The organism is Plasticicumulans acidivorans, assembly GCF_003182095.1.
Classification (GTDB): domain Bacteria; phylum Pseudomonadota; class Gammaproteobacteria; order Competibacterales; family Competibacteraceae; genus Plasticicumulans; species Plasticicumulans acidivorans.
This window is the reverse complement of record NZ_QGTJ01000002.1, coordinates 397,167-420,297: the sequence shown is the minus strand read 5'-3', so window position 1 is coordinate 420,297 and position 23,131 is coordinate 397,167. Positions and strand designations below refer to the sequence as shown.

General features: G+C 70.8%; 18 protein-coding genes. 9 read left to right on the top strand and 9 right to left on the bottom strand.

Annotation, left to right across the window (positions count from 1 at the left end; genetic code table 11):
- Positions 1–4: 4 nt before the first annotated feature.
- From C7443_RS04590 to C7443_RS04580, 3 genes are read right to left on the bottom strand one after another with little or no spacing between them, the layout of a single operon-like run.
- Positions 5–844 (bottom strand): SGNH/GDSL hydrolase family protein, encoded by an 840-nt coding sequence (locus C7443_RS04590; protein ID WP_110017377.1) that lies wholly within the window; start codon positions 842–844, stop codon positions 5–7.
- Positions 841–1,617 carry an SGNH/GDSL hydrolase family protein gene (locus tag C7443_RS04585; RefSeq protein ID WP_110017376.1) on the bottom strand — a complete coding sequence of 259 codons (777 nt, stop codon included), beginning with the start codon at positions 1,615–1,617 and terminating at the stop codon, positions 841–843. Before C7443_RS04585 ends, C7443_RS04590 begins: the two co-directional genes overlap by 4 nt.
- Complete coding sequence (locus tag C7443_RS04580) at positions 1,601–2,785, bottom strand: OpgC family protein (RefSeq protein ID WP_246004543.1); 1,185 nt, start codon at positions 2,783–2,785, stop codon at positions 1,601–1,603. The genes C7443_RS04585 and C7443_RS04580 overlap by 17 nt, the downstream gene beginning before the upstream one ends.
- 149 nt (positions 2,786–2,934) lie before the next feature.
- On the opposite strand from C7443_RS04580, the gene C7443_RS04575 reads away from it, so the two are divergent.
- Complete coding sequence (locus tag C7443_RS04575; RefSeq protein ID WP_110017375.1) at positions 2,935–4,983, top strand: molybdopterin oxidoreductase family protein; 2,049 nt, start codon at positions 2,935–2,937, stop codon at positions 4,981–4,983.
- 209 nt (positions 4,984–5,192) lie between these two features.
- On the opposite strand, the gene C7443_RS04570 is transcribed toward C7443_RS04575, so the two are convergent.
- Positions 5,193–5,948, bottom strand: a complete 756-nt coding sequence (locus tag C7443_RS04570) for a spermine/spermidine synthase domain-containing protein (protein WP_110017374.1) — start codon at positions 5,946–5,948, stop codon at positions 5,193–5,195.
- Positions 5,949–6,063: 115 nt separating this feature from the next.
- On the opposite strand from C7443_RS04570, the gene C7443_RS04565 reads away from it, so the two are divergent.
- Positions 6,064–11,262 (top strand): RecQ family ATP-dependent DNA helicase, encoded by a 5,199-nt coding sequence (locus C7443_RS04565; RefSeq protein WP_110017373.1) that lies wholly within the window; start codon positions 6,064–6,066, stop codon positions 11,260–11,262.
- A 7-nt stretch (positions 11,263–11,269) separates the two neighbouring features.
- On the opposite strand, the gene C7443_RS04560 is transcribed toward C7443_RS04565, so the two are convergent.
- Positions 11,270–11,620 carry a CZB domain-containing protein gene (locus C7443_RS04560; RefSeq protein WP_110017372.1) on the bottom strand — a complete coding sequence of 117 codons (351 nt, stop codon included), beginning with the start codon at positions 11,618–11,620 and terminating at the stop codon, positions 11,270–11,272.
- Between the two features lie 288 nt (positions 11,621–11,908).
- Between C7443_RS04560 and C7443_RS20350 the strand changes: the two genes are divergently transcribed.
- Positions 11,909–12,328 (top strand): hypothetical protein, encoded by a 420-nt coding sequence (locus tag C7443_RS20350; protein WP_246004542.1) that lies wholly within the window; start codon positions 11,909–11,911, stop codon positions 12,326–12,328.
- 10 nt (positions 12,329–12,338) lie between these two features.
- On the opposite strand, the gene fumC is transcribed toward C7443_RS20350, so the two are convergent.
- A complete protein-coding gene (gene fumC, locus C7443_RS04550; protein WP_246004567.1) occupies positions 12,339–13,733 on the bottom strand; it encodes a class II fumarate hydratase in 1,395 nt (464 codons plus the stop codon).
- 17 nt (positions 13,734–13,750) lie between these two features.
- Positions 13,751–16,411, bottom strand: a complete 2,661-nt coding sequence (gene acnA, locus C7443_RS04545; RefSeq protein ID WP_110017370.1) for an aconitate hydratase AcnA — start codon at positions 16,409–16,411, stop codon at positions 13,751–13,753.
- Between the two features lie 167 nt (positions 16,412–16,578).
- Between acnA and trhA the strand changes: the two genes are divergently transcribed.
- The 5 genes from trhA to C7443_RS04525 all read left to right on the top strand — a co-directional run bounded on the left by trhA (position 16,579) and on the right by C7443_RS04525 (position 20,539).
- Positions 16,579–17,211 (top strand): PAQR family membrane homeostasis protein TrhA, encoded by a 633-nt coding sequence (gene trhA / locus C7443_RS04540; protein ID WP_110017369.1) that lies wholly within the window; start codon positions 16,579–16,581, stop codon positions 17,209–17,211.
- 80 nt (positions 17,212–17,291) lie between these two features.
- Positions 17,292–18,272, top strand: a complete 981-nt coding sequence (locus tag C7443_RS04535) for a GGDEF domain-containing protein (RefSeq protein WP_110017368.1) — start codon at positions 17,292–17,294, stop codon at positions 18,270–18,272.
- Positions 18,273–18,330: 58 nt separating this feature from the next.
- Entirely contained in the window at positions 18,331–18,504 is a 174-nt protein-coding gene (locus C7443_RS20075; RefSeq protein WP_170123491.1) for a hypothetical protein, read from the top strand.
- A 62-nt stretch (positions 18,505–18,566) separates the two neighbouring features.
- Positions 18,567–19,229, top strand: a complete 663-nt coding sequence (locus C7443_RS04530; RefSeq protein WP_110017367.1) for a response regulator — start codon at positions 18,567–18,569, stop codon at positions 19,227–19,229.
- Positions 19,226–20,539 (top strand): ATP-binding protein, encoded by a 1,314-nt coding sequence (locus tag C7443_RS04525; protein ID WP_110017366.1) that lies wholly within the window; start codon positions 19,226–19,228, stop codon positions 20,537–20,539. The genes C7443_RS04530 and C7443_RS04525 overlap by 4 nt, the downstream gene beginning before the upstream one ends.
- Here the strand turns inward: C7443_RS04525 and C7443_RS04520 are convergent.
- The gene (locus C7443_RS04520; protein ID WP_425467069.1) at positions 20,536–20,988 is read right to left on the bottom strand and encodes a bacteriohemerythrin; all 453 of its coding nucleotides are present in this window, start codon (positions 20,986–20,988) and stop codon (positions 20,536–20,538) included. The two genes, C7443_RS04525 and C7443_RS04520, sit on opposite strands and share 4 nt — an antisense overlap.
- Positions 20,989–21,313: 325 nt before the next feature.
- Between C7443_RS04520 and C7443_RS04515 the strand changes: the two genes are divergently transcribed.
- Complete coding sequence (locus tag C7443_RS04515; protein ID WP_110017364.1) at positions 21,314–22,525, top strand: MFS transporter; 1,212 nt, start codon at positions 21,314–21,316, stop codon at positions 22,523–22,525.
- On the opposite strand, the gene C7443_RS04510 is transcribed toward C7443_RS04515, so the two are convergent.
- Complete coding sequence (locus C7443_RS04510; RefSeq protein ID WP_170123490.1) at positions 22,513–23,013, bottom strand: papain-like cysteine protease family protein; 501 nt, start codon at positions 23,011–23,013, stop codon at positions 22,513–22,515. The two genes, C7443_RS04515 and C7443_RS04510, sit on opposite strands and share 13 nt — an antisense overlap.
- Positions 23,014–23,131: the final 118 nt, after the last annotated feature.

Here is a 23,131-nt window from a genome sequence, read left to right as displayed (position 1 = left end):
GCGCTTACTTGCCCCTTTCCTTCGATTGCACGATCAGCGCCGCGCCGCTCGGCGGCAGCTGGTCGTCGATGGCGTAGGCGACCTGTGCGGCCAGGCAGTAGTAGCCGAGGTCGTTCTGGTGCATGCCGTCGGGGGTGAGCATTGCGCGCAGCAGGCTGGCGTCGCGTCTGGCGATGTCGCGCATCAGGCGGTAGCGCTCGATCAGCGGCAGGCCGCGGCGGTGCGCGAGGTCTTCGAGGTAGTCGATGTAGGCGTCGATCTGGCGGGCGGCGGCGGTCTGCGGGGCGTACTGCGGCGGCATCAGCATGACTTCGAAGCCGGCGGCCGCGAGCTGGTCGAGGCCGTGTTCGAGCGTCGCCGCGAACTGCGCCAGCGGCACGTTGCGCACCACGTCGTTGGCGCCGACCTGCCAGATCACCAGCGTCGGTCGGTACGGCAGCAGATCGCGGCCGAAGCGGGCCAGCGTCTGCGCTGCGATCTCGCCGCCGCGGCCGCGGTTGAAGACGTGGATCGCGGTGTCGGGATGGCGGCTGCGCAGCAGGCGTTCGAGTTGCGCCGGGTAGCTGTGATCGGGCGAGCTGGCACCGTAGCCTTCGGTCGAGGAAGAGCCGATGGCGATGATGTCGAGCGGCTGATGCAGCTGCAGGTGGGCGCGGGTGCGCTGCAGGTGACCGCTGACATGCACCAGCTGCGCCGGCAGCACGCAATGTTCACTGCCCGCGGCGTGACTGCTGGCGCTGTGTGCCAGCAGCGTGGAAAACAGGCCGGCGAGCATCAGCTCGCGGCGGCGGGTGGTGCGCGGTGCGCGGCGCGGCGGGTGGGGGCGTGGCGGGCGTTGTCTCATTGCGAGGCCTCGTCGATCATCCCGGCCAGTGCGCGACCGAGGCAGTCGTGGATGAAAGCGGCGTTGCGCTGCTGGGCTTCTTCGTCTTCGGGACGCAGCTGGAGCAGGCCGGCCTCGAACCACAGGTGCATCAGTTCGTAGCGGCGGAACAGGCCGGCGCCGCGCGCCAGCGCGATCTGGCGCAGGTAAGCGAGGTAGGGGTCGACGTCGGCCAGCGCGAAGGCCTGGCTGCCGTACTGCGGATCGACCAGCAGCACATCGGTGGCGGTGGCTTCGGCGGCGTCGATGCCGTCTTCCAGCGCGTCGCCGAAGCGGTCGAGATCGACGCCCTGCAGCGCATCGACGGTGCCGGTCTGCCACAGCAGCAGGTCGGCGTGGTACTGCGCCAGCGCCTGCGGCAGCCGCTCCAGCTGCTGCGCCGCGGTTTCGCCGGAATGGGCGAGGTTGACCACCTGCACCGAGCCCGGCCCCCAGCGCCGCTCCAGCCATTCGATCAGCCGCGCCGGGTAGGCGATGGTGCGCGAGCTGAGGCCGGCGGTGCCGGCGGTGGAGGCGGTGCCGAGCGCGATGATCACCACCGGCCGCTTGGCCTGGCGCGCCGCGCGCACGTGCTCGAAGGCGTAGCGGCTGCTCGCCAGCCCGTCGGGAATCTCGCAGCGCTCGGTGGCGGGCGCCGCGTCGTCAGCGGCCAGCACCGGCGCTGCGATCAGCGTCAGGCCGAGCACGACCAGCAGGCGAAAGCATGGGCGCACGGTATCAGTCCTCGCGGGCATGGCTGGTCTCCGGGATGCGACGGGGTTGCCGTGCCTGGCGGTACCACTCCATCAGCAGGGCCAGCAGCAGCATCAGGCCCGCTCCGGCGACGCTGACGCCGAGCTGGGCCAGCGTGCCGCCGTGGAATTCGACGAGGTAGAAGTGCGCGGCAAAGGCCAGCAGGATGCCGAGGCAGAACACGTGCAGCGAATGCCGCCCGCACAGCACCAGCGGTGCTGCCCAGCGCCCGCGCAGGAAGCGCGCGTCGGCGTCGACGTAATGCCCGGCCAGCCAGGCCAGTGCCAGAAAATGCAGCAGTCGCAGCGGATCGAGATTGGTCTTGCTGATCGGGTAGATCAGCTGCGCCAGCCATTCCGGCATCAGCTCGGCGTATTCCGGCAGGTGCCAGGTCGCAGTGACCGCCAGCGCGAAGATCAGCATCGCCAGCGCCAGCGGCTGCAGCCAGCGCGCCTGGCGCTCGATGGCGTGCGGCAGTGCCGGATACAGCGCGCAGGCGGCGCCGAGCAGGAACAGAAACTGCCAGCACAGCGGGTTGAAGTACCAGGCGCTGCCGGGCGGATAGGCCGGCAGGTTCCAGTTGTTGAGGCCGGCCGCCAGGTACAGCGCCGCCGACAGCGTCAGCGTCAGCCACGGTCGGCGCAGCAGACACCACAGCGCCGGCGCGAAGCCGAGCAGCAGCACGATGTACAGCGGCAGCACGTCCATGTTCGCCGGGCGGAAACGCAGCAGCAGCGCTTCGACGAAGTTCGCCAGCGGGTCATCGAGAAAACGCAGCAGGTTGGCTTCTTCAGCGAACATCGGGTTGTGGAAGCGCGTGCCGATCCAGGCGATCTGCGCCGAATACAGCACGAACAGGAAGATGTGCGCGATGTAGATCTCCCAGGCGCGGTGCAGCACGCTGGCGGTGCCGAAGACAAAGCCGTGCGCCTGCATGCGCCGGCCGTAGGCGAGCGCGGCGCTGTAGCCGGAGATGAACACGAAGATCTCGGTGGCGTCGCTGAAGCCGTAGTTGCGCAGCGTCAGCCAGGCGACGACGTTCGACGGTACGTGGTCGAGAAAAATGTAGAGCAGGGCCAGACCGCGGAAAAAGTCCAGGCGCAGATCGCGCCCGCCGGCGCGGATGCCGACCGGCAGCGGGCCGGCGGCGGTGATGGCAGCGTGCGTCACGATGTGGAGTTCCTTGCCCGGCGTGCCTGCGCGGGGAGAGTGTCAAGCTGGCTGTTCGGCGCAGGAGCGCATCTTGGCACGAGCGGTTCCGCCGGCGCACGGCGACGGTTCATCATCATCCCTTCCCCCCGCCGCCGTCGCTTGCCGCCATGCCTGAAATACTGCCTTCCGTCTGTCCGCACGACTGCCCGTCGACCTGCGCGCTGCGCGTCGAGAAACTCGACGCCCGCACCATCGGCAAGGTTAGCGGTGCCGAGCACCCGTACACCGCCGGCGCGGTCTGCGCCAAAGTCGCACGCTATGCCGAGCGCGTGCATCACCCGGCACGGTTGGCCTATCCGCAGCGGCGCGTCGGCGGCAAGGGCGAGGGCCGCTTCGAGCGCATCGGCTGGGACGACGCGCTCGACCTCACCGCCGAGCGCCTGCGCGCGGCGATGGCTCGCCACGGCGCCGAGAGCGTCTGGCCGTTCTTTTACGCCGGCACCATGGGGCTGGTGCAGCGCGATGGTATCGAGCGGCTGCGCCACGTGATGGGCTGGTCGCGCCAGCATTCCACGTTTTGCAGCGCCATCGCCGACGCCGGCTGGCTGGCCGGCACCGGTGCCAAGCATGGCGTCGACGCCCGCGAGATCCACGAGGCCGATCTGGTGGTGGTCTGGGGCGGCAACCCGGTGCACACCCAGGTCAACCTGATGCACCACATCACCCTGGCGCGGCGCACGCGCGGCACGCGGCTGGTGGTGATCGACCCCTACCGCACACCGACCGCCGCCAAGGCCGATCTGCACCTGATGCCGCGTCCCGGCACCGACGCCGCGCTGGCCTGCGCGGTGATCCACGTGCTGCTCGCCGAGAACCTCGCCGATCGCGACTATCTGGCGCGCTTTACCGATTTTTCGCCGGCCATCGAGGCGCATTTCGCCGCGCGTTCGCCGCAGTGGGCCGAGGCGATCAGTGGCGTGCCCGCCGGGCAGATCCGCGAATTCGCCCGCCTCTACGGGCGCACGCCGCGCGCCTACCTGCGCCTCGGCTACGGCTTTACCCGCTCGCGCAACGGCGCCGTCAGCATGCACGCGGCGAGTTGCCTGCCGGCGGTCAGCGGCGCCTGGCAGCATCCCGGCGGCGGCGCGCTCTACAGCCAGGGCGGTATCTACGGCCTCGACCGCACGCTGATCCAGGGTCTTGACCGCCTCGACCGCGGCGTGCGCGCGCTCGATCAGTCGCGCATCGGTGCGGTGCTTTGCGGCGATGCCGAGGCACTCGCCGGCGGCCCGCCGGTCAGCGCGATGCTGATCCAGAACACCAATCCGGCGCTGGTCGCCCCGGATTCGCTGGCGGTCAGGCGCGGCCTGATGCGCGAGGACCTGTTCCTCTGCGTGCACGAGCAGTTCATGACCGAGACCGCGCGCTATGCCGACGTGCTGCTGCCGGCGACGACCTTCCTCGAACACGACGATCTCTACCAGGCCGGCGGCCACACCTTCCTGCAGGTTGCCCGGCCGGTGATCGAGCCCTACGCCGAGTGCTGGCCGAACCATGCCGTGCTCGCCGGCCTCGCCGAGCGCCTCGGCGCCGACCACCCCGGCTTCGCGCTCGACACCCCGGCGCTGATCGACGCCACGCTGGCCGCCTCCGGCCGCCCGGATGCCGCCACCATCCACGCCGCCGGCGGCCTCGATTGCGCGCTCGATTTCCGCGCCGCGCATTTCCTCGACGGCTTCGGCCACGCCGATGGCCGTTTCCGCTTCGCGCCCGACTGGGCCGCGCTCGGCCCGCGCGGCGCCGACATGCCGCCGCTGCCCGATCACTGGGCGGTGACCGACCCGACTGACCGCGAGCATCCGTTCCGCCTGGTCACCGCGCCGGCGCGCCACTTCCTCAATTCGAGCTTCACCGAGACGGCCTCGGCGCAGCGCCATCAGCGGCGGCCGACCGCCTTCGTCCACCCGGACGACTGCGCCGCGCTCGGCATCGCCGACGGCGCCGCGCTGCGCATCGGCAACCGCCGCGCCAGCCTGAGCCTGCATGTGCAGGCCTTCGCCGGCGTGCAGCGCGGCGTGGTCATCGTCGAAAGCCTGTGGCCCGCCGCCGCCTTCCCCGAAGGTCATGGCATCAACGCCCTGACCAGCGCCGAACCTGCCGCCCCCAACGGCGGCGCGGTGTTCCACGACACCGCGGTATGGCTGCGGGCTGCCTGAACCACGCCGGCGTGTCCCCTCACGCCGGCCTGTTCTCCGCACAAACCGGCCGGGCCGCCGCGGCGGGCGTTTTTGGCGCGCCGCGGCCGCCGGCCAACGGGCGCGCGCCGCTACGTTCACCGGGCTTTTCCCTCACGCCTGCGCCTTGTCAGGCACGGGGCCGACGCGTCTGACGCCCGGCGCCTGTCGCGTGCAGGGCCGGGCTCTGACTAATCCGGCTGCGCCGTCAGCAGTTCGTTGACGGTCTGTTCCAGCGCCAGCTCTTCATGGAGGCTGGCCAGCGCGCGGGCGCTGGCGCGCAGGCGTTGCGGCGGGCAGTGCAGGGGGCGGCCGGCGAAGACGATGCGGTTGCTCGATGCCTGTGCCGGGATGCGCTTGAAGCGGCCGTCGAAGCTGCGGCGCAGGCGTTCGCAGTAGATGTCGATGCGCGGATCGTCGCCGGTGAAGTTGACGGCGAGCACGCCGTCGGCGCCGAGCGCGGCGCGGCAGTCGTCGTAGAAGCGCTGGCTGCACAGCTGCGGCGGCACGCCGCCGAGATCGAAGCCGTCGATCAGCAGCACGTCGAAGGGCTCGGCGAGGGCGACGAATTCGGCGCCGTCGGCGCAGACGATCTGCAGGCGCGGGCCGTCGGCGGGGATGTGAAAGGTGTCGCGCAGCGCGATCACCGCCGGGTTGATCTCGGCGACCTCGATGCGCGCCTGCGGCAGGTAGCGGTGGCAGTACTTGACCAGCGAACCGCCGCCGAGTCCGACCAGGCCGATGCGGCGCGGCTGCGGCACGAACAGCAGGAAACCCATGATCGTGCGCGTGTAGCCGAGTTCGAGCCGGTAGGGCGCGCTCGGGTCCATGCGGCTCTGCACGGTGCCGGCGTCGAACTGCAGGCTCAGGCGGCCGTCGCCGGTGTAGATGAAGGGCTGTTCGTCGGGCGGGTGGCGGAAGACGTCGTCGGGGTTGTCGTACTGCATGTAAACGGGCTCGGCGGCGGGGCGGCGCGACTATAGCTGTCCGCGTGACGTTTGCGTGACGGCAGTCCATACCTTCAAACATCATTGCCGATTTCCCCGCCTGTGGATGCTGCGTATGGAAACGCTTCCCTTACTCGACGACGCGCTCTGGCTGGATTTCGAGGCGACCCCGGACGGCCGGCTGTTCGCGATCGGTGCGCTGTGGCGCGGTGCGGAATTTCGCCGCGGCGGCGCCGGCGCGCGCTTCGATCAGGCCGAGGCGCTGGCGGCGCTGGCCGAGTTCGGCCGCGAGGCGCGCTGGCTGCTCGGCCACAACCTGCTCGATCACGATCTGCCGCTGCTGCGCGCGCTGGCGCCGGCGCATCCGCTGCTGGCGCTGCCGGTGCTCGACACGCTGTACCTGTCGCCGCTGGCGCACCCGGAAAACCCGTACCACGCGCTGGTCAAGGACTACAAACTGGTGCGCTCGGCGGCCAACGACCCGCTGGCCGACGCCCGCCTGTCGGCGCAGCTGTTTCGTGAGCAGTACGCCGCACTCGCCGAGCAGGCGCGGGCCGACAGCGCCTGGATCGATCTGCTCTATCACGTCTACCGCGATGCCGAGCTGGGCCGCGAGGGCGCCTCGGCGGCGGCCTTCGTCGCGCTCTGGCAGCAGCTCGGTGCCTGCCCGCAGAGCGATGTGCGCGCCGCGCTGCGCCAGCTGCTCGATGGCCGCGTCTGCCGTCAGCAGTGGCTGGCGGTGACGGCGCCGCTGCTCGCCGATGCACGGCAGCGGCCGCTGCTCGGCTGGCTGGTTGCCTGGCTGCGCGTCGCCGGCGGCAACTCGGTGCTGCCACCGTGGCTGCGCCTGCGTTTTCCGCAGCTCGGCGAGATCGTGCGCCGGCTGCGCGACCAGCCCTGCCGCGACCCGGAGTGCCGCTGGTGCCGCAGCGCGCATTCCCCGCAGGAGCAGCTCAAGCACTGGTTCGACTACGACGCGTTTCGTGCCGAGCCGGCCGCCGCCGACGGCAGCAGCCTGCAGCAGGCGATCGTCAGCCACGCGATGGCGGGCGGCTCGCTGCTCGGCATCCTGCCGACCGGCGGCGGCAAGTCGCTGTGCTTCCAGCTGCCGGCGCTGGCGCTCTACCAGCGCCGGGGCGCGCTCAGCGTGGTGGTCTCGCCGCTGCGCGCGCTGATGAAAGACCAGGTCGACGGCCTGACCCGGCGCCTCGGCGCCGAGCTGGCCGGCGCGCTCTACGGCGAGCTGACGCCGCCGGAGCGCGGCGCGCTGCTCGAACGCGTGCGCCTCGGCGACATCGCGCTGCTCTACGTCGCTCCCGAGCAATTCCGCAACCCGGGCTTTGCCAAGGTGCTGGCCAGCCGCGAGATCGGCCTGTGGATCTTCGACGAGGCGCACTGCCTGGCGAAATGGGGGCACGATTTCCGCACCGATTACCTCTACTGCGCGCGTTTCATCCGCGAATTCAACACCCGCCACCCGCTGCAGGCCGCGCCGGTGCTGGCGCTGACCGCCACCGCCAAGCCCGAGGTGGTCGACGAAATCCGCGAGCACTTCCGCCGCGAGTTGAGCACGGAGCTGGCGCTGTTCCCCGGTGGCACCGAGCGCGCGAACCTGCGCTTTGCCGTGCAGGAGGTCAGCGAGGCGGAGAAATACCCGCGCATCGACGGCCTGCTGCGCGAACACCTCGGCACCCGCGAGGGGGCGGCGGTGGTCTACTGCACCACGCGCAAGCACAGCGAGCAGACCGCCGAATTCCTCGCCGGGCAGGACTGGGCGGCGCAAGCCTTTCATGCCGGGCTGGAGGCGCCGCGCAAGCGCGCGATCCAGGAGGCCTTCCTGCGCGGTGAGACGCAGGTGATCTGTGCCACCAACGCCTTCGGCATGGGCATCGACAAGGAAAACGTGCGCCTGGTGGTGCATGCCGACGTGCCCGGCTCGCTGGAAAATTACCTGCAGGAAGCCGGCCGCGCCGGCCGTGATCGCGCCGATGCCGACTGCGTGCTGCTGTTCGCCAAGGACGACGTCGAGCGTCAGTTCCTGCAGAGCGCCCGCAGCGAGCTGCGCCAGGGCGACATCGTCGCCATCCTGCGCGCGCTGCGCCGGCTGCAGCAGAAGCACCCGGAACGGCCGGTAGTGACCACCGCCGGCGAGCTGCTCAACGTCGGTGACTTCGGCCTCAGCTTCGATGCCGACGAGCGCGACGCCGATACCCGCGTGCGCATGGCGATCGCCTGGCTGGAGCGTGCCGGCTTCGTCAGCCGCGACGAGAACCACATCCGCGTGTTCCAGGGCGTGCCGCTGGTGCGCTCGCTGCTCGAAGCGCGCGACAAGATGGCGCAGCTCAAGCTGCCGCAGGCCGAGATCGCGCGCTGGGAGGCGGTGCTGCTGGCGCTGTGGCAGTGCGCGCCCGACGAGGGCTTGAGCACCGACGAGCTGGCGCAGCTGCCGGCGCTGCGCCCGCAGGACGGCACGCCGCCGAAGCCGATCCTGCGCCTGCTCGATGACATGCAGCGCGCCGGCCTGCTGCGCGCCGGCCTGCAGCTCAGCGCTTGGGTGCAGCCGCGCGGCGGCGGCGGCCGGCTCGGTGCCAAGGCGCGGCTGGAGCAGATTATCCGCATCGAGCGGGCACTGCTCGAGCTGCTGCGCGAGGCGGCGCCCGATGCCGCCGAGGCCGGCTGGCAACCGCTGGAGCTGCGCCTGCTCAACCAGCGCCTGTGCGATGCCGGACTGCCCAGCGATACCGAGCTGCTGCGCAAGCTGCTCGGCTCGCTGGCGCGTGACGGCCTCGGCCTCGCCGAGCGCCAGATCGCCAGCCTGAAGCTGCGCGCCGCCGGCCACGAGCGCCTGCAGATCTGGCCGCGGCGCAGCTGGGACAACATCGTCACCACCGCCAGCGTGCGCCACGGCATCGCCACGCTGCTGCTCGACTGCCTGCTCAGGCGTGTGGCCGACGGTCCCGGCAGTGGCGAGACGCTGGTCGAATTCGGCCTCGAAGACCTGCGCGCGGTGGTGGCGACCGATCTGCTGCTCGGCCAGCAGTTGCGCGATCCGCTGGCGGCGATCGAGTGCGCGCTGCTCTACCTGCACGAGCAGCGCATCATCGTGCTGCAGCAGGGGCTGGCGGTATTTCGCAGCGCAATGACCGTGCGCGTGCTGCCCGAGGCGCGCGGCCGCCGCTACGGTGCCGGCGACTACGCGCCGCTCGGCGAGCATTACCGCGAGCGCATCCTGCAGATCCACGTGATGGCCGAATACGCTCGTCTGGCGCTGCAGGAAATGCAGCGCGCGCTGGCGCTGCTGCGCGATTACTTCGAGATGGAGCGCAAGAGCTTCATCAGGCGCTACTTCGCCGGCCGTGAGCAGGAGCTGAAGCGGCCGACCGCGCCGGAGTCGTTCTACGAGATCGTCGAAGCGCTCGGCAATCCGCTGCAGCAGGCCATCGTCGCCGCGCCGGCCGAACGCAACCTGCTGATCCTCGCCGGCCCCGGCTCCGGCAAGAGTCGTGTCGTCGTGCACCGCGTCGCGTACCTGCTGCGCGTGCTGCGGGTGCCGCCGCGGGCGGTGCTGGTGCTCTGCTACAACCACCACGCCGCGCTCGACCTGCGCCGGCGTCTGCTGCAGCTGATCGGCCGCGAGGCGCGTGCGGTGACGGTGCGCACCTTCCACGGCCTGGCGCTGGCGCTGTGCGGTCGCGCGCTCGACGGCCAGGCGCGCGAGGAGATTGATTTCGGCGCGCTGCTCAGCGAGGCCACCGCGCTGCTCAACGGCGAGCGCGAACTGATCGGCGCCGCCGGCGACGAGCTGCGCGAGCGTCTGCTGGCCGGCTACCAGCACATCCTCGTCGACGAATATCAGGACATCGACGCGCAGCAGTACGCGCTGATCTCGGCGCTGGCCGGGCGCACGCTCGACGAGGGTGAGCACAAGCTGTCGATCCTTGCCGTCGGCGACGACGACCAGAACATCTATGCCTTCCGCGAGGCCAGCGTCGAATTCATCCGCCGCTTCGCCACCGACTATGCCGCCGAGCAGCATTTTCTGGTCGAGAACTACCGCTCCAGCGCACACATCATCGCCGCCGCCAACCGCCTGATCGCGCACAACCGCGAGCGCATGAAGACCGCGCAGCCGATCCGCATCGATCAGGCCCGCGCCGGTGCCGCCGCCGGCGGCGCCTGGGGTGCCGGTGATCCGCTGACGCAGGGGCGGGTGCAGATCCTGCGCGTCGCCGACGGCCGGGCGCAGGCGCGCGCCGTCGCCGCCGAACTGCAGCGCCTGCACCGGCTCGATCCGGCGCTGGCCTGGGAGCGCTGTGCGGTGCTGGCCCGCACCCGTCAGGAACTGCTGGCGCTGCGCGCCGCGCTCGATCACCTCGGCATACCGCTGCGCTGGAATGCCGGCAAAGACGAGCTGCCGTCACCGTGGCGGGTCTGCGAGATCGTCGATCTGCTCGATCGGCTGCGCGCCGCCGGCCTCGGTCTGGTCGAGCTGCAGGCGCTGGTGGCGCCGCTGCCCGCCGCGCTGCCGTGGCGCGCCGGCCTCGTCGAATTGTTCGCCGAGCTGGCGGCCGAGCGTGCTGCGCCGGTCGACGGCGCTGACGACGACCCGGCGGCCGCGCCGGCCGGCATCCCTGCCGCGCTGCTGCTCGATGCGCTCACGCAGTGGCTGGACGAGGCGCGGCGCGGCCTGCGCCACGGCGCCGGTGTCTATCTCGGCAGTGCGCATTCGGCCAAGGGGCTGGAGTTCGATCACGTCATCGTGCTCGGTGACTGGCGGGTGCGCGGTGAAGACCACGATGCCGAGGCCGAGCGGCGGCTGTACTACGTGGCGATGACGCGCGCGCGCGCCAGCCTGACACTGTGCGCGCGCGCCGATGCTCTGGCGCCGGCGCTGGTCGAGCTGCGCGCCGGGGATTGCCTGGAGCGCACGCCAGCGCTCGTCGAGCTGCCGCCGGCGGTGCTCGATCGGCGCATCGAGCGGCTGACCTTCGAGGATCTCTACCTGAGCTATGCCGCCAACTTCGCGGCCGGCGCGCCGATCCACGCCGCGCTCGCCGCGGCGCAGCCGGGCGATGCCGTCAGCCTGCAGGCCGTCGGCGAGCAGATCTTCGTGCTCGACGTTCAGGGCCGCCGTCTGGCCCGCCTGTCGAAGAAAGCCTGCCAGCAGTGGGCGCCGCGGCTGGAGAACATCATCCGTGCACGCCTGCTGGCGCTGGTCTGGCGGCGGGAGGAGGACGAAGAAGAACCCAGTCGCGGCCGCCGCCGCCTGTCGCGCTGGCGTCTGCCGTGGGTGGAGATCGTGGTCGCCGGCTAGCGGCTCGTCACTTCTTCGCCTGCCCGGCCTTGTCGAGCTCCATCAGCAGATTGATCAGCGTGTTGGAGTGTTTGTACATCTCGGTGATGGCGGCGCGCTCGCCGGCGGCGTCGCCGGCATGGCGGCATTCGAGCGCGCGGAAGCAGGCGTCGTGGAACGCCGTATGCGGCTCGGCGAGAGCCTGCGGGTCCATGCCGCAGGCGGTGACTTCATCCTTGCCCTCCTGGTCGAACCAGATGCCGAGCTTGCACTCGTGGCAGGTCGAACAGGTGAAGTCCTCGGCTTTGTCGAGCGCACGCTGCAGGCGGTTGAGGTACTGGATGTGGTCGTTGATGCGCTGGAAGAAAAAGGCACTCATTCCTTGCTACTCCCTGTGCTTGATGAATCGTCCATGTCCGCCCGGGGGGACGCAACACTGACCATCAAGCCTCGGTGCCGGCTACGGGACTGTCAATCCTTGTTGATCAATGCCGCGTGCCGGCGTGGCAGAGGGCGCTGCCGCAGGGCGCGGTGCGGGCGGGGGAATCTGCAAACGATTGCGCCGCCGTCACCGGCCTGAAGCTTTACGCGGAGCGCGGCGCTAGTCTCGCGGCAGGAGTCCCGAATCGTCGGCCGGAGCGCTGGCTCTGCTGCGGATCGATCCGATATGTCCCCCCGCAAGGTTTCCCTGTGGCATCGCCTGCTGGCACGGCTGGGGCTGGCCGGCCCGTCGCCGGCAGAGGTTGCGGTGCGCCCGCTGGCGGGCGCCGCGCCGCCGGCGCCGGCGGCTGACCCCGGCTTTTGCGCAAAGCGGATCATCCCCGCGCCTGCCGCCTGTCAGGCTGCCCGGCAGCAGGCCGGCACCCTCTATGCCGGTGATGCGGCGCTGCCGGCGCTGCCGCTGCACGGCTGCGACCGCGCGCACTGCTCCTGCCGTTACGAGTCCGTCGCCGAACGCCGCTGCGGTGAGCGGCGCAGCGGTGTCGACCGCCGCGCCGCCCTGCGCTTCGAGCTGCAGAAGCCCGATCGCCGCAGCGGCCGGGACCGGCGCCGGAATCATTCCGGCTGGGACGGCGGGACGATCTGAGGCGCCCGCCTCAGGCGGTCGGGCCGACCATCTGCTCCGGGCGCACCCAGGCGGCGAACTGCTCGGCGCTGACTTCGCCGCTGGCCAGCGCCGCCTCGCGCAGCGTCAGTCCCTCGCGGTGTGCCCGGCGTGCGATCGCCGCTGCGGCGTCGTAGCCGATGTACGGGCTCAGCGCTGTCACCAGCATCAGCGAGCGTTCCAGCAGCTCGGCGATGCGCGTCTGCTCCGGCTCCATGCCGGCGGCACAGTGGGCATCGAAGCTGGTGATGCCGTCGGCGAGCAGGCGGATGCTCTGCAGCACGTTGTGGGCGATCAGTGGCTTGAACACATTGAGCTGGAAGTTGCCCTGCGCGCCGGCGAAGCCGACCGCGGCGTCGTTGCCCATGACCTGCACGCAGACCATCGTCAGCATCTCGCACTGCGTCGGATTGACCTTGCCCGGCATGATCGAGCTGCCGGGTTCGTTCTCCGGCAGCCTGAGCTCGCCGAGGCCGCAGCGCGGGCCGCTGGCCAGCCAGCGCACGTCGTTGGCGATCTTCAGCAGTGAGCAGGCCAGGCCCTTGAGCGCGCCGTGCAGGTGCACCAGCGCATCGTGCGCGGCGAGCGCCTCGAACTTGTTCGGCGCGCTGAAGAACGGCAGCCCGGTGTAGGCGGCGAGTTCGCCGGCGGCCAGCTCGGCGAAGCGCGGATGGGTGTTGAGGCCGGTGCCGACCGCGGTGCCGCCGAGTGCCAGCTCGCAGGCGTGCGGCAGCGCGGCGTCGAGGTGATCGATGGCGTGGTCGAGCTGCTGCACCCAGCCGGAGATTTCCTGGCCGAGCGTCAGCGGCGTGGCGTCCTGCAGGTGAGTGCGGCCGATCTTGACGATGTTCGCCGCCGCCAGGCTCTGCCGCGCCAGCGTCTCGCGCAGGGCGCGCAGCGCCGGCAGCAGGCGGCGCTCGACGCCGTCGACGGCGGCGACGTTCATCGCCGTCGGGAACACGTCGTTGGAGGACTGGCCGGCGTTGACGTGGTCGTTCGGGTGCACCCGGCGCAGCCGGCCGCGGCCGCCGCCGAGCAGTTCGCTGGCACGGTTGGCGATGACCTCGTTGAGGTTCATGTTGGTCTGCGTGCCGGAGCCGGTCTGCCAGACGCTGAGCGGGAACTCCGCGGCGTGGCCGCCGGCGATGATCTCCTCGGCGGCGGTGACGATGGCACCGGCGCGCTCGGCATCGAGCACGCCGAGCTCGCGGTTGGCGACCGCCGCCGCGCGCTTGACCAGCGCCAGCGCGTGGATCATCTCGGCCGGCATGCGCTCGCTGGAAATGCGGAAGTTCTCCAGCGAGCGCTGCGTCTGCGCGCCCCACAGCCGTGCGTCGTCGACGGCGACATCGCCGAGGCTGTCATGCTCCAGCCGGGTATCGGTCAGGGGAGTGACGTGCGTGTTCATGTTCGTGCCTCCTTCGCCGCCGGCGCGGCGAGCAGCTGGCGCAGCACGTACGGCAGGATGCCGCCGTGACGGAAGTAGGCGAGTTCGACCGGCGTATCGAGGCGGCTGCGCAGCATCAGCTCGTAGCGGCGGCCGCCGCGCTGGATCACCAGACGCAGCGACTGCTGCGGGCGCAGCTCGGCCGGCAGGTCGAGGTCGAAGGTCTCGCTGCCGTCGAGGCCGAGTGACTCGATGCTGTCGCCGGCGGCGAACTGCAGCGGCAGCACGCCCATGCCGACCAGGTTCGAGCGGTGGATGCGCTCGAAGCTGCGCGCGATCACCGCGCGCACGCCAAGCAGCTGCGTGCCCTTCGCCGCCCAGTCACGGCTGGAGCCGGTGCCGTATTCCTCACCGGCGAACACCAGGGTCGGCACGCCGCGCGCGCGGTAGGCCATCGCCGCCTCGTAGACGCTGGTCTGCACGCCATCGAGCAGCGTGTAGCCGCCTTCGACCGGCGAGCCGTCGGCGGCCGGCGGCAGCATGCGGTTGCGCAGGCGCACGTTGGCAAAGGTGCCGCGCAGCATCACTTCGTGGTTGCCGCGGCGCGAGCCGTAGCTGTTGAAGTCCGCCGCCGCCACGCCGCGCGCCTGCAGGTATTGCCCGGCCGGCGACTCGGCGCGGAACGAGCCGGCCGGCGAGATGTGGTCGGTGGTCACCGAATCGCCGAGCAGCAGCAGCGCGCGTGCACCGCGGATCGGCGGCCGCGGCGCCGGCTGCGCCGCGAACTCATCGAAGAACGGCGGCCGCGCGATGTAGCTCGACTCGCGCCAGGCGTAGGTGGCGCCGCCGCGGCCGTCGATGGCGTTCCACAGCGGCTGGTCGGCGCTGAAGTCGGCGTAGAGCCGGCGGTAGGTGTCGGGGTCGCTGGCCCAGTGGCGGACGGCTTCGATTTCCGCGCTGTGCGGCCACAGCTCGCGCAGGTATACCGGCTGGCCGGCGGCGTCGAGGCCGAGCGGCTCGTGCGTCAGGTCGATGTCGACGCGCCCGGCCAGCGCGAAGGCCACCACCAGCGGCGGCGAGGCGAGGAAGTTGGCCTTGACCAGCGGGTGGATGCGCGCCTCGAAGTTGCGGTTGCCGGACAGCACCGCGGCGACGCTGAGCTGGTTCTGCGTGATCGCCGCGGCGATCTCCGGCGCCAGCTCGCCGGCATTGCCGATGCAGGTGGTGCAGCCGTAGGCGGTGAGGCCGAAGCCGAGTGCGTCCAGCGCTTCGAGCAGGCCGGCGCGCTGCAGGTATTCGGTGACCACGCGCGAGCCCGGTGCCAGCGAGGTCTTGATCCGCGGCGCCACGCGCAGGCCGCGTGCCACCGCCTTTTGCGCCAGCAGGCCGGCGGCGAGCATGACGCCGGGGTTGGAGGTGTTGGTGCAGGAGGTGATCGCGGCGATGACGATGTCACCGTCGCGCAGCGCCGTGCCGGGCGCCGCCGGCGCGTGGCCGAGCGCAGCCGTGAAGCGTTCGCGCATCTGCGGCAGCGGGATGCGGTCCTGCGGGCGCTTCGGCCCGGCCAGGCTCGGCACGATGGCGTCGAGATCGATGACGATGACCCGCGAATAGTCGATCGAACCGGCCGGCGGCATGCCGAACAGCTGCTGCGCGCGCCAGTAGGCCTCGAAGGTCTCGACCTGTTCGGCGCTGCGCCCGGTCTGGCGCAGGTACTCGACGGTGCGGGCGTCGACCGGGAAAAACCCCATCGTCGCGCCGTACTCCGGCGCCATGTTGGCGATGGTCGCGCGGTCGGTGACGCTCAGGCTGGCTGCACCGTCGCCGAAGAATTCGACGAACTGGCCGACGACCTTCTCGGCGCGCAGCCGTTCGGTGACGCTGAGCACCAGATCGGTGGCGGTGACGCCTTCGGCCAGCGTGCCGCTCAGCTCGACGCCAACCACGTCCGGCGTCAGCAGATACACCGGCTGGCCGAGCATCGCCGCCTCGGCCTCGATGCCGCCGACGCCCCAGCCGACCACGCCGAGGGCGTTGATCATCGTCGTGTGCGAGTCGGTGCCGACCAGCGTATCCGGGAACAGCAGGCCGTCGCGGTGCTGCAGACCGGGGCAGAGGTATTCGAGGTTGACCTGATGGACGATGCCGATGCCGGGCGGCACCACGCGGAAGCGCTCGAAGGCCTGCATGCCCCACTTGAGGAATTCATAGCGCTCGCGGTTGCGCTCGAACTCGCGCTGCATATTGAGCGCCAGCGCATCGGGGCGGCGGTAGTAATCGACCATCACCGAGTGGTCGACGACCAGGTCGACCGGCACCAGCGGCTCGATCAGTTCGGCCGCCGCGCCGCGGGCGACGGCGGCATCGCGCATCGCCGCCAGGTCGCAGAGCAGCGGCACGCCGGTGAAGTCCTGCAGCACGACGCGGGCGACGGTGAACGGGATCTCGCTGCTGCGCGGCGCGTTGGGGTGCCAGGCGGCCAGTTCGCGGACGTGGTGGGTGGTGATCCGGCGGCCGTCGCAGTGGCGCAGCAGGGATTCGAGCACGATGCGCAGCGACACCGGCAGGCGGGCGATCGCGCTGCCGGTGTCTGCGAAGGCCGGCAGGCTGTGGTAGTGACCGACGGTACCGGCACGGGTGACCAGCGGGCGCAGGGTCTTGAACGGATCGGACGTCATGGCGAGGACTCCTTCTCGGTCGCGAGCATCGGACGGGGAGGGCGGAACCATGTCGGTGTGACCACCCTCGCCGCGGAACGTTTACCCTTGACATGTCCGCGCAGCGGCCGGAACCCGAATGCGCGCCGTGGTCTGAGCCAGTACGCAGCGGGAGCGAGGGCAATGTCATGGGCAACAGACAGCAATCGGCCGGCGAAGAAATCGCCAATGCCGTCACGCACGGCATCGGCGTCGTCGCCAGCATCGCCGCCCTGCCGGTGCTGGTCGTCTCCGCCGCGGCCCAGGGCGCGCGCAGCGTGGTGGCAGCGGTTGCCTTTGGCGTCACCCTACTGCTGCTTTATGTCTGTTCGACGTGCTACCACGCGCTGCACGAATCGCGCGCCAAGCGCGTGTTCTGCCGCCTCGACCATGCCGCGATCTACCTGCTGATCGCCGGCACCTACACGCCGTTCACGCTCGGGCCGCTGTACGGCGCCTGGGGCTGGACGCTGTTCGGCATCATCTGGGGGCTGGCGCTGCTCGGCATCGCCCTGCGCCTGCTCGGCGGGCGGCTGAGCCAGCAGCTCGGCGTCGGCCTCTATGTGGTGATGGGCTGGCTGCTGCTGGTGTTCGGCCGTCTGGCGTTCGAGCGCATCCCCAGCGCCGGCCTCGGCTGGCTGCTTGCCGGCGGCCTGCTCTACACCGGCGGCCTGTGGTTCTACTTCCGCGACGAACGGCCGTACCGGCACTCGGCCTGGCACGTCAGCGTGCTCGGCGGCAGCGTCTGCCACTTCTTTGCCGTGCTCTGGTATGCAAGCTGATCCCACGATGCGGTTTGCTGACGCAAAAGTGTGCTAGAAATCACAACACTCTGGGCTTGAACGGTACGGGTGAGGTGGCAATGAGCGGTGACGCGGAGCCAAGACCGGGCAGCGAACGGAGTGCCCACAGCGCATGCGAAGGACTGCTGGCCGGGCTGCTGGAGCCACTGCAGGGTGTGCTGTTCGCCGAAGTCGATGCCGCCGGCACGCTGCGCCGCGCCAATGCCGCCCTGCAACGATTGCTCGCTGAATGCGGCGTGGCCGATCCGGCGAACCTCGGCGCCTGGCTGTTGCAGCCGGCGGTGAGCGGGCTCCTGAGCGGCGCCGGCGAGGTCGGTGCCGAGCTCTACGGCGGCCTGCTGCGGATCGGCCGCAGCGAGGCGGGGCGCTTGCTGCCGGGGCGCATCTGCCGCGCCGGCGACGGCGGCTGGCTGCTGCTCGCCGAGCGCGATGCCGCCGAGTGCGGGCGCCTCACCCGCCAGCTCGATGCCCTGCAGGACGAACTCAGTGCGGCCCATGCCGAGCTGGCGCAGCGGCGGCGCGAACTGGCGCTGAGCGAGGAGCGCGTGCAACAGCTGCTGCGCACCGACGAACTGACCGGCGTCGCCAACCACCGCCAGTTCCACGAGCGCCTGGAGCTCGAAGTCGAGCGCAGCCGCCGCTACGGCGTCAGCTGCAGCATCGCCCTGGCCGACATCGATCACTTCAGCCTGCTCAACGAGCGCTTCGGCAGCAGCGCCGGTGACCGCGTGCTGCGCCAGTTTGCCGGCCGCCTGGTCGGCCGCAGCCGCCGCTGCGATCTGGTCGCGCGCATCGGCGGCGAGGAATTCGTCGTGCTGATGCCGGAGACCGGCGTCGCCGAAGCGGCGCTGTGCGTCGAGCGCATCCGCGTGTCGCTGGCCAGCGAGCCGCTCACGTCGCCGCAGCCGCCGGTGCACGCGAGTTTCGGCGTCACGCCGCTGCGCCCGGTCGACGCCCCGGCCGACGTCATCGCCCGCGCCGACAGCGCCCTCAACCGCGCCAAGCAGGCCGGCCGCAACCGCGTCGAGGTCGCCGGCTGAGCGGCGACGATGCCCGAGATCAGCCATCAAACCCTGCTCATCGCCATCCAGTCGATCGATGCCGAGGTCTGCGCCCTTGCGCCAGGCGGCGGCCAGCGGGGAGGCCGAGGCCGAGGCGCTGCAGAGGCTCGAAGACCGCCTGCAGGCCGCCGAGGCGCTCAGGCAGGTCCACCGGCTGGCTGCGCGCACGCAGCTGAATCTGCCGCCCTACGATGAACTGATCGACCACTGACGGCCGCCGCGCCGGGCGCGGATGCTAGGCTCGCCGTCCTGGCATGAACCTGCGGAGCGGCCATGCGCCTGTTGCTGGTGGAAGACGACCGCATGATCGGTCGCAGCGTCGAACAGGGCCTCAAGCTCGAAGGCCATGCCGTCGACTGGGTGCTCGACGGCCTGTCCGCCGAGCGCGCGCTGGCCGAGACCGGCTATGACCTGCTGCTGCTCGACCTCGGCCTGCCACACAAGGACGGCCTTGAGGTGCTGCGCGGGCTGCGCGCCGGCGGGCAGACGCTGCCGGTGCTGATCCTCACCGCGCGCGATGCGCTGGCCGAGCGCATCGCCGGGCTTGATGCCGGCGCCGATGACTACGTCATCAAACCCTTCGAGCTCGACGAGCTGGCCGCGCGCATCCGCGCGCTGCTGCGCCGCGGGACGCCGGTGCGCACGCCGCTGCTCGAACACGGCCGCCTGAAGCTCGACCCGGCGACGCACGAGGTCTGGTGCGACGGCGAGCCGGTGACGCTGTCGGCGCGCGAATTCGAACTGCTGCACGCGCTGCTGCGCGAGCCGGGCAAGCCGCAGTCGCGGGCGCGGCTGGAGGAGCAGCTCTACGGCTGGGGGCAGGACGTCGAGAGCAACGCCGTCGAGGTCCACATCCACGCGCTGCGCCGCAAGCTCGGCGCCGAGGCGATCCGCAACCTGCGCGGGGTCGGCTGGTTCGTGCCGAAGCAGCCATGAGCTCGCTGCGCCGGCAACTGCTGGTGGCGCTGCTCGGCGTGCTGCTGCTCGGCTCGCTGGCCGGCGCCTACGCCACCTACCGCAGCGCGCTGGCCGAGATCGGCGCGGTGTTCGATTACGACCTGCGCCAGCTGGCGCTGTCGGTGCGCGATCTGGCGATCGGCGTGGCCAGCGAGCTGCCGGCGCCCGATCCGGACTTCGACTACATCATCCAGGTCTGGGATCGCAACGGCGCGCGGCTGTTCTACTCGCGCCCGCATGTCGATCCGCCGAGCCGCGTGCAGGCCGGTTTCGCCACCGTCGAAACTCGCGAGGGGCGCTGGCGCGTGTACGGCCTGCTGCTGCAGAACCAGGCGATCCAGGTCGCGCATCCGCTGGCGGTGCGCGAGGCGCTGGCTGCGCGCGCGGCCTTCGGCACGCTGGCGCCGTTCCTGCTGATGCTGCCGCTGCTCGGCATGCTGGTGTGGTGGCTGACCGGGCGGGCGCTGCGGCCGCTGCGGCGGCTGGCGGCGGCGGTGACGCGGCGGCGGGCCGACTCGCTGGAGCCGGTCGAACTCAGCGGTGCGCCGGCCGAGGCGCTGCCGCTGGTCACCGCGCTGAACGGCCTGCTCGAACGCCTCGGCACCGCGCTGCGCCGGCAGCGCGACTTCACCGCCGATGCCGCCCACGAGCTGCGCAGCCCGCTGACCGCGCTGAGTCTGCAGGTGCAACTGCTCGAACGCGCGCCCGATGCCGCGGCGCGCACGCTGGCACTGGCCGAGCTGCGCGAGGGCATCGCGCGCGCCACGCATCTGGTCGAACAGCTGCTCGGGCTGTCGCGACAGGGGCCGGACGCGCTGCCGCCGCGTGAGCGCCTGGTGCTCGCCGAGCTGGCCGCGGAAGTCGTCGCCGACCACGCCAGCCTCGCCGAGGCGCGCGGCATCGATCTCGGCATGACCGCGGCGGACACGGCACTGCGCCTCGATGGTGAACGCGAAGGGTTGCGGTTACTGCTCGCCAATCTGATCGGTAACGCGCTGCGCTACACGCCGCAGGGCGGGCGCGTCGATGTTGCCGTGCACGCCGCCGGTGGCGGCGCCTGCATCGAGGTCGTCGACAACGGCCCGGGGATTCCGCCGCACGAGCGCGAGCGGGTGTTCGACCGCTTCTATCGCCGCGCCGGCCAGGAGCAGCCGGGCAGCGGGTTGGGTCTGTCGATCGTGCGGGCGGTGGCCGAGCGCCACGGCGCGCAGGTCAGGCTGCTCGATGCACCCGGCGGCGGCCTGCTGGTGCAGGTGGTGTTCGCGCCGGGCGTGAACCCTGCTGCTTAGCGGAACCAGCGCTTGAGCGTGCGCGCCAGCCAGCCGCCTTCCTTGTGGTTGGTGGTGAGGTGGTGCACGTTGGCCTTGACGGCGCTGACATAGTCGGCGTCGTCGTGCTGGATGTGATTGATCAACCAGTTGCTGAGCATCGCGTGCACTTCGGCGGCGACGTCCTCGCCGCCGCGGTAGCGCTGGACGTATTCGTCGACGCGCTTGATGAACAGATCGTGCACGCGTTTGTGCGGCTTGGCGTACTTGTAGCCGGCTTCTTCCTGCAGACTTTCCTCGAAACCGAAATGCGATACCGTGTAATCGACCAGCTCGTCGAGCACGTGGCCGACGGCGCCGCGATCGTGACTGTTCTGAGCGGTTTCCAGCTCATTGATGTAGTCGACGATGCGACGGTGTTGGGCATCGATGACCTCGATACCGGTTTCCAGTGTGGCAGTCCATGTAATGGCCACGGGTCGTTCTCCTTGAGAAAGTGCGTAGGCGCTTGGCGGCAGGCAGCGCTCGCCGGGCGGTCGGCGAGCGGATCGAAGGGAAAAAAGAACAACAGCTTACCCGTGCACCACCAGCGCCCGAAGTCAGACACTTCGCAGCGGCACGGTCGTGACCGGGCAAACCACTTCGCTGGATAACCTGATTTGCCGGTGACGACCATGCGAAATTGCATTGCAGCGTGATCTAGATCACGTCATCGCTTGGGCTCTCGCGTGAGGCAAGCTTGCGGGTCCGTGGCCCGGTACCGCCGTCGGCCCGTTAGCACCTGGAGTTTTACGCATGTCCGATACCGCCACGCCCGCGGCGGCCGAAGCCGTCATTCCGGCCTGGCTGACGCTGCTGCTCGCTGCCGCCTGCGGCCTGATCGCTGCCAATCTCTACTATGCGCAACCGCTGGCCGGGCCGATCGCTGCCTCGATCGGCATGAGCGCACAGGCCGCCGGGCTGGTGGTGACGCTGACGCAGATCGGCTACGGCCTCGGCCTGCTGCTGATCGTGCCGCTCGGCGATCTGCTGGAGAACCGCCGTCTGGTGCTCTGCGGCCTCGGCCTGACCGCGCTGGCGCTGCTCGCCGCGGCGTTTGCCAGCACGCCGGCGCAGTTCCTCGCTGCGGCCTTCACCATCGGCCTCGGTGCCGTCGTCGCCCAGGTGCTGGTGCCGTATGCCGCGCATCTGGCGCCGCTGGCGGTGCGCGGGCGGGTGGTCGGCCAGGTCATGAGCGGGCTGCTGTTCGGCATTATGCTGGCGCGGCCGGTGTCGAGCCTGATCGCCAACCGCTGGGGCTGGCATACGGTGTTCACCGGTTCGGCGGTGGCCATCGCACTGCTGGCGCTGCTGCTCGGGCGCACACTGCCGGCGCGCCAGCCGCAGACGCAGCACAGCTACGGCGCGCTGCTGCGCTCGCTCGGCGAATTGCTGCTGCATGAGCGCCTGCTGCAGCGGCGCGCCTGCTACCAGTTCTTCCTGTTTGCCGCCTTCAGCCTGTTCTGGACCGTGGCGCCGCTGTATCTGGCCAGCCCGGTGTTCGGCCTGACGCAGTGGGGCATCGCCTGGTTCGGTCTGGCCGGTGTCGCCGGGGCGATCGCTGCGCCGCTGGCCGGGCGGCTGGCCGACCGCGGCGTCGGCCGCGGTGCTTCGGCGCTGGCGATGCTTGCCGGCGCGCTCGCCTTCCTGCTGCCGCTGGCGGCGACGCCCGGCGGCACGGCGGCGCTGGCGCTGCTGACGGCGACCGCGGTGCTGCTCGATGCCGGTGTTTCCGCCAGCCTGATCTTCGGCCAGCGTGCGCTGTTCGCCTCGCGCCCGGAGCTGCGTGCGCGCCTCAACGGCCTGTTCATCTCGATCTTTTTCTGCGGCGGCGCGCTGGGTTCGGCGCTCGGCGCCTGGGTTTACGCCCATTACGGCTGGAGCGGCGCGCAGGCCCTCGGCTGTGCGCTGCCGCTGTGTGCGCTGGTCTGCCTGGCCAGCGAACGCGCGCCGGCTCAGCTCTCGTAGCAGGCCTGCAGTGCCCAGCGCCCGGCATGCAGGCGCTCGCGGAAGGCATCCGGCGTGAACCAGTCGATGTCGACGGTGCCCGGCTCGCTGCGGTTGTAGGGGTTGTGCACGCGAAACTGCTTCATCTTCGCGTCGAAGCCGACGATCACCACGGCGTGACCGGAGCTGCCGTAGTCCCAGGTGAAATACAGCGGCCCGTAGCCCTTGAGCGCGTAGACGATCTGCTCGTCGTCCCAGGCTTTCACCAGCCGCCCCTCCCAGCCGCACAGGCCGAGCGAGGCGCCGGCGCGCGGCCATTCCTCCGGGTAGATGCCGCGCTGGCACAGCGCTTTGTAGTCGAGTCCGGCACCGCCCAGCCGCGTCGGGATCGAGCGCTCGTCGCGCTGCCACCAGGCGTAGAGCATGCGGTAGCTGGCCAGCCAGCAGGTCGCGGTATTGAACTGGCCGTAGCCTTCCTTGGGGACCTGATGCAGTACGTCGATCAGCATGTTGCCGCTCTCCATCGAACCCGCGGCTGCGGGCAGGGTGGGTGAAGGCTAGCCCAGCCGCGAGGTGGCGGCAGCGCGCCCGCTCACAGCCGGCGGGCGTCCGCTTAAGTCTCGTCTA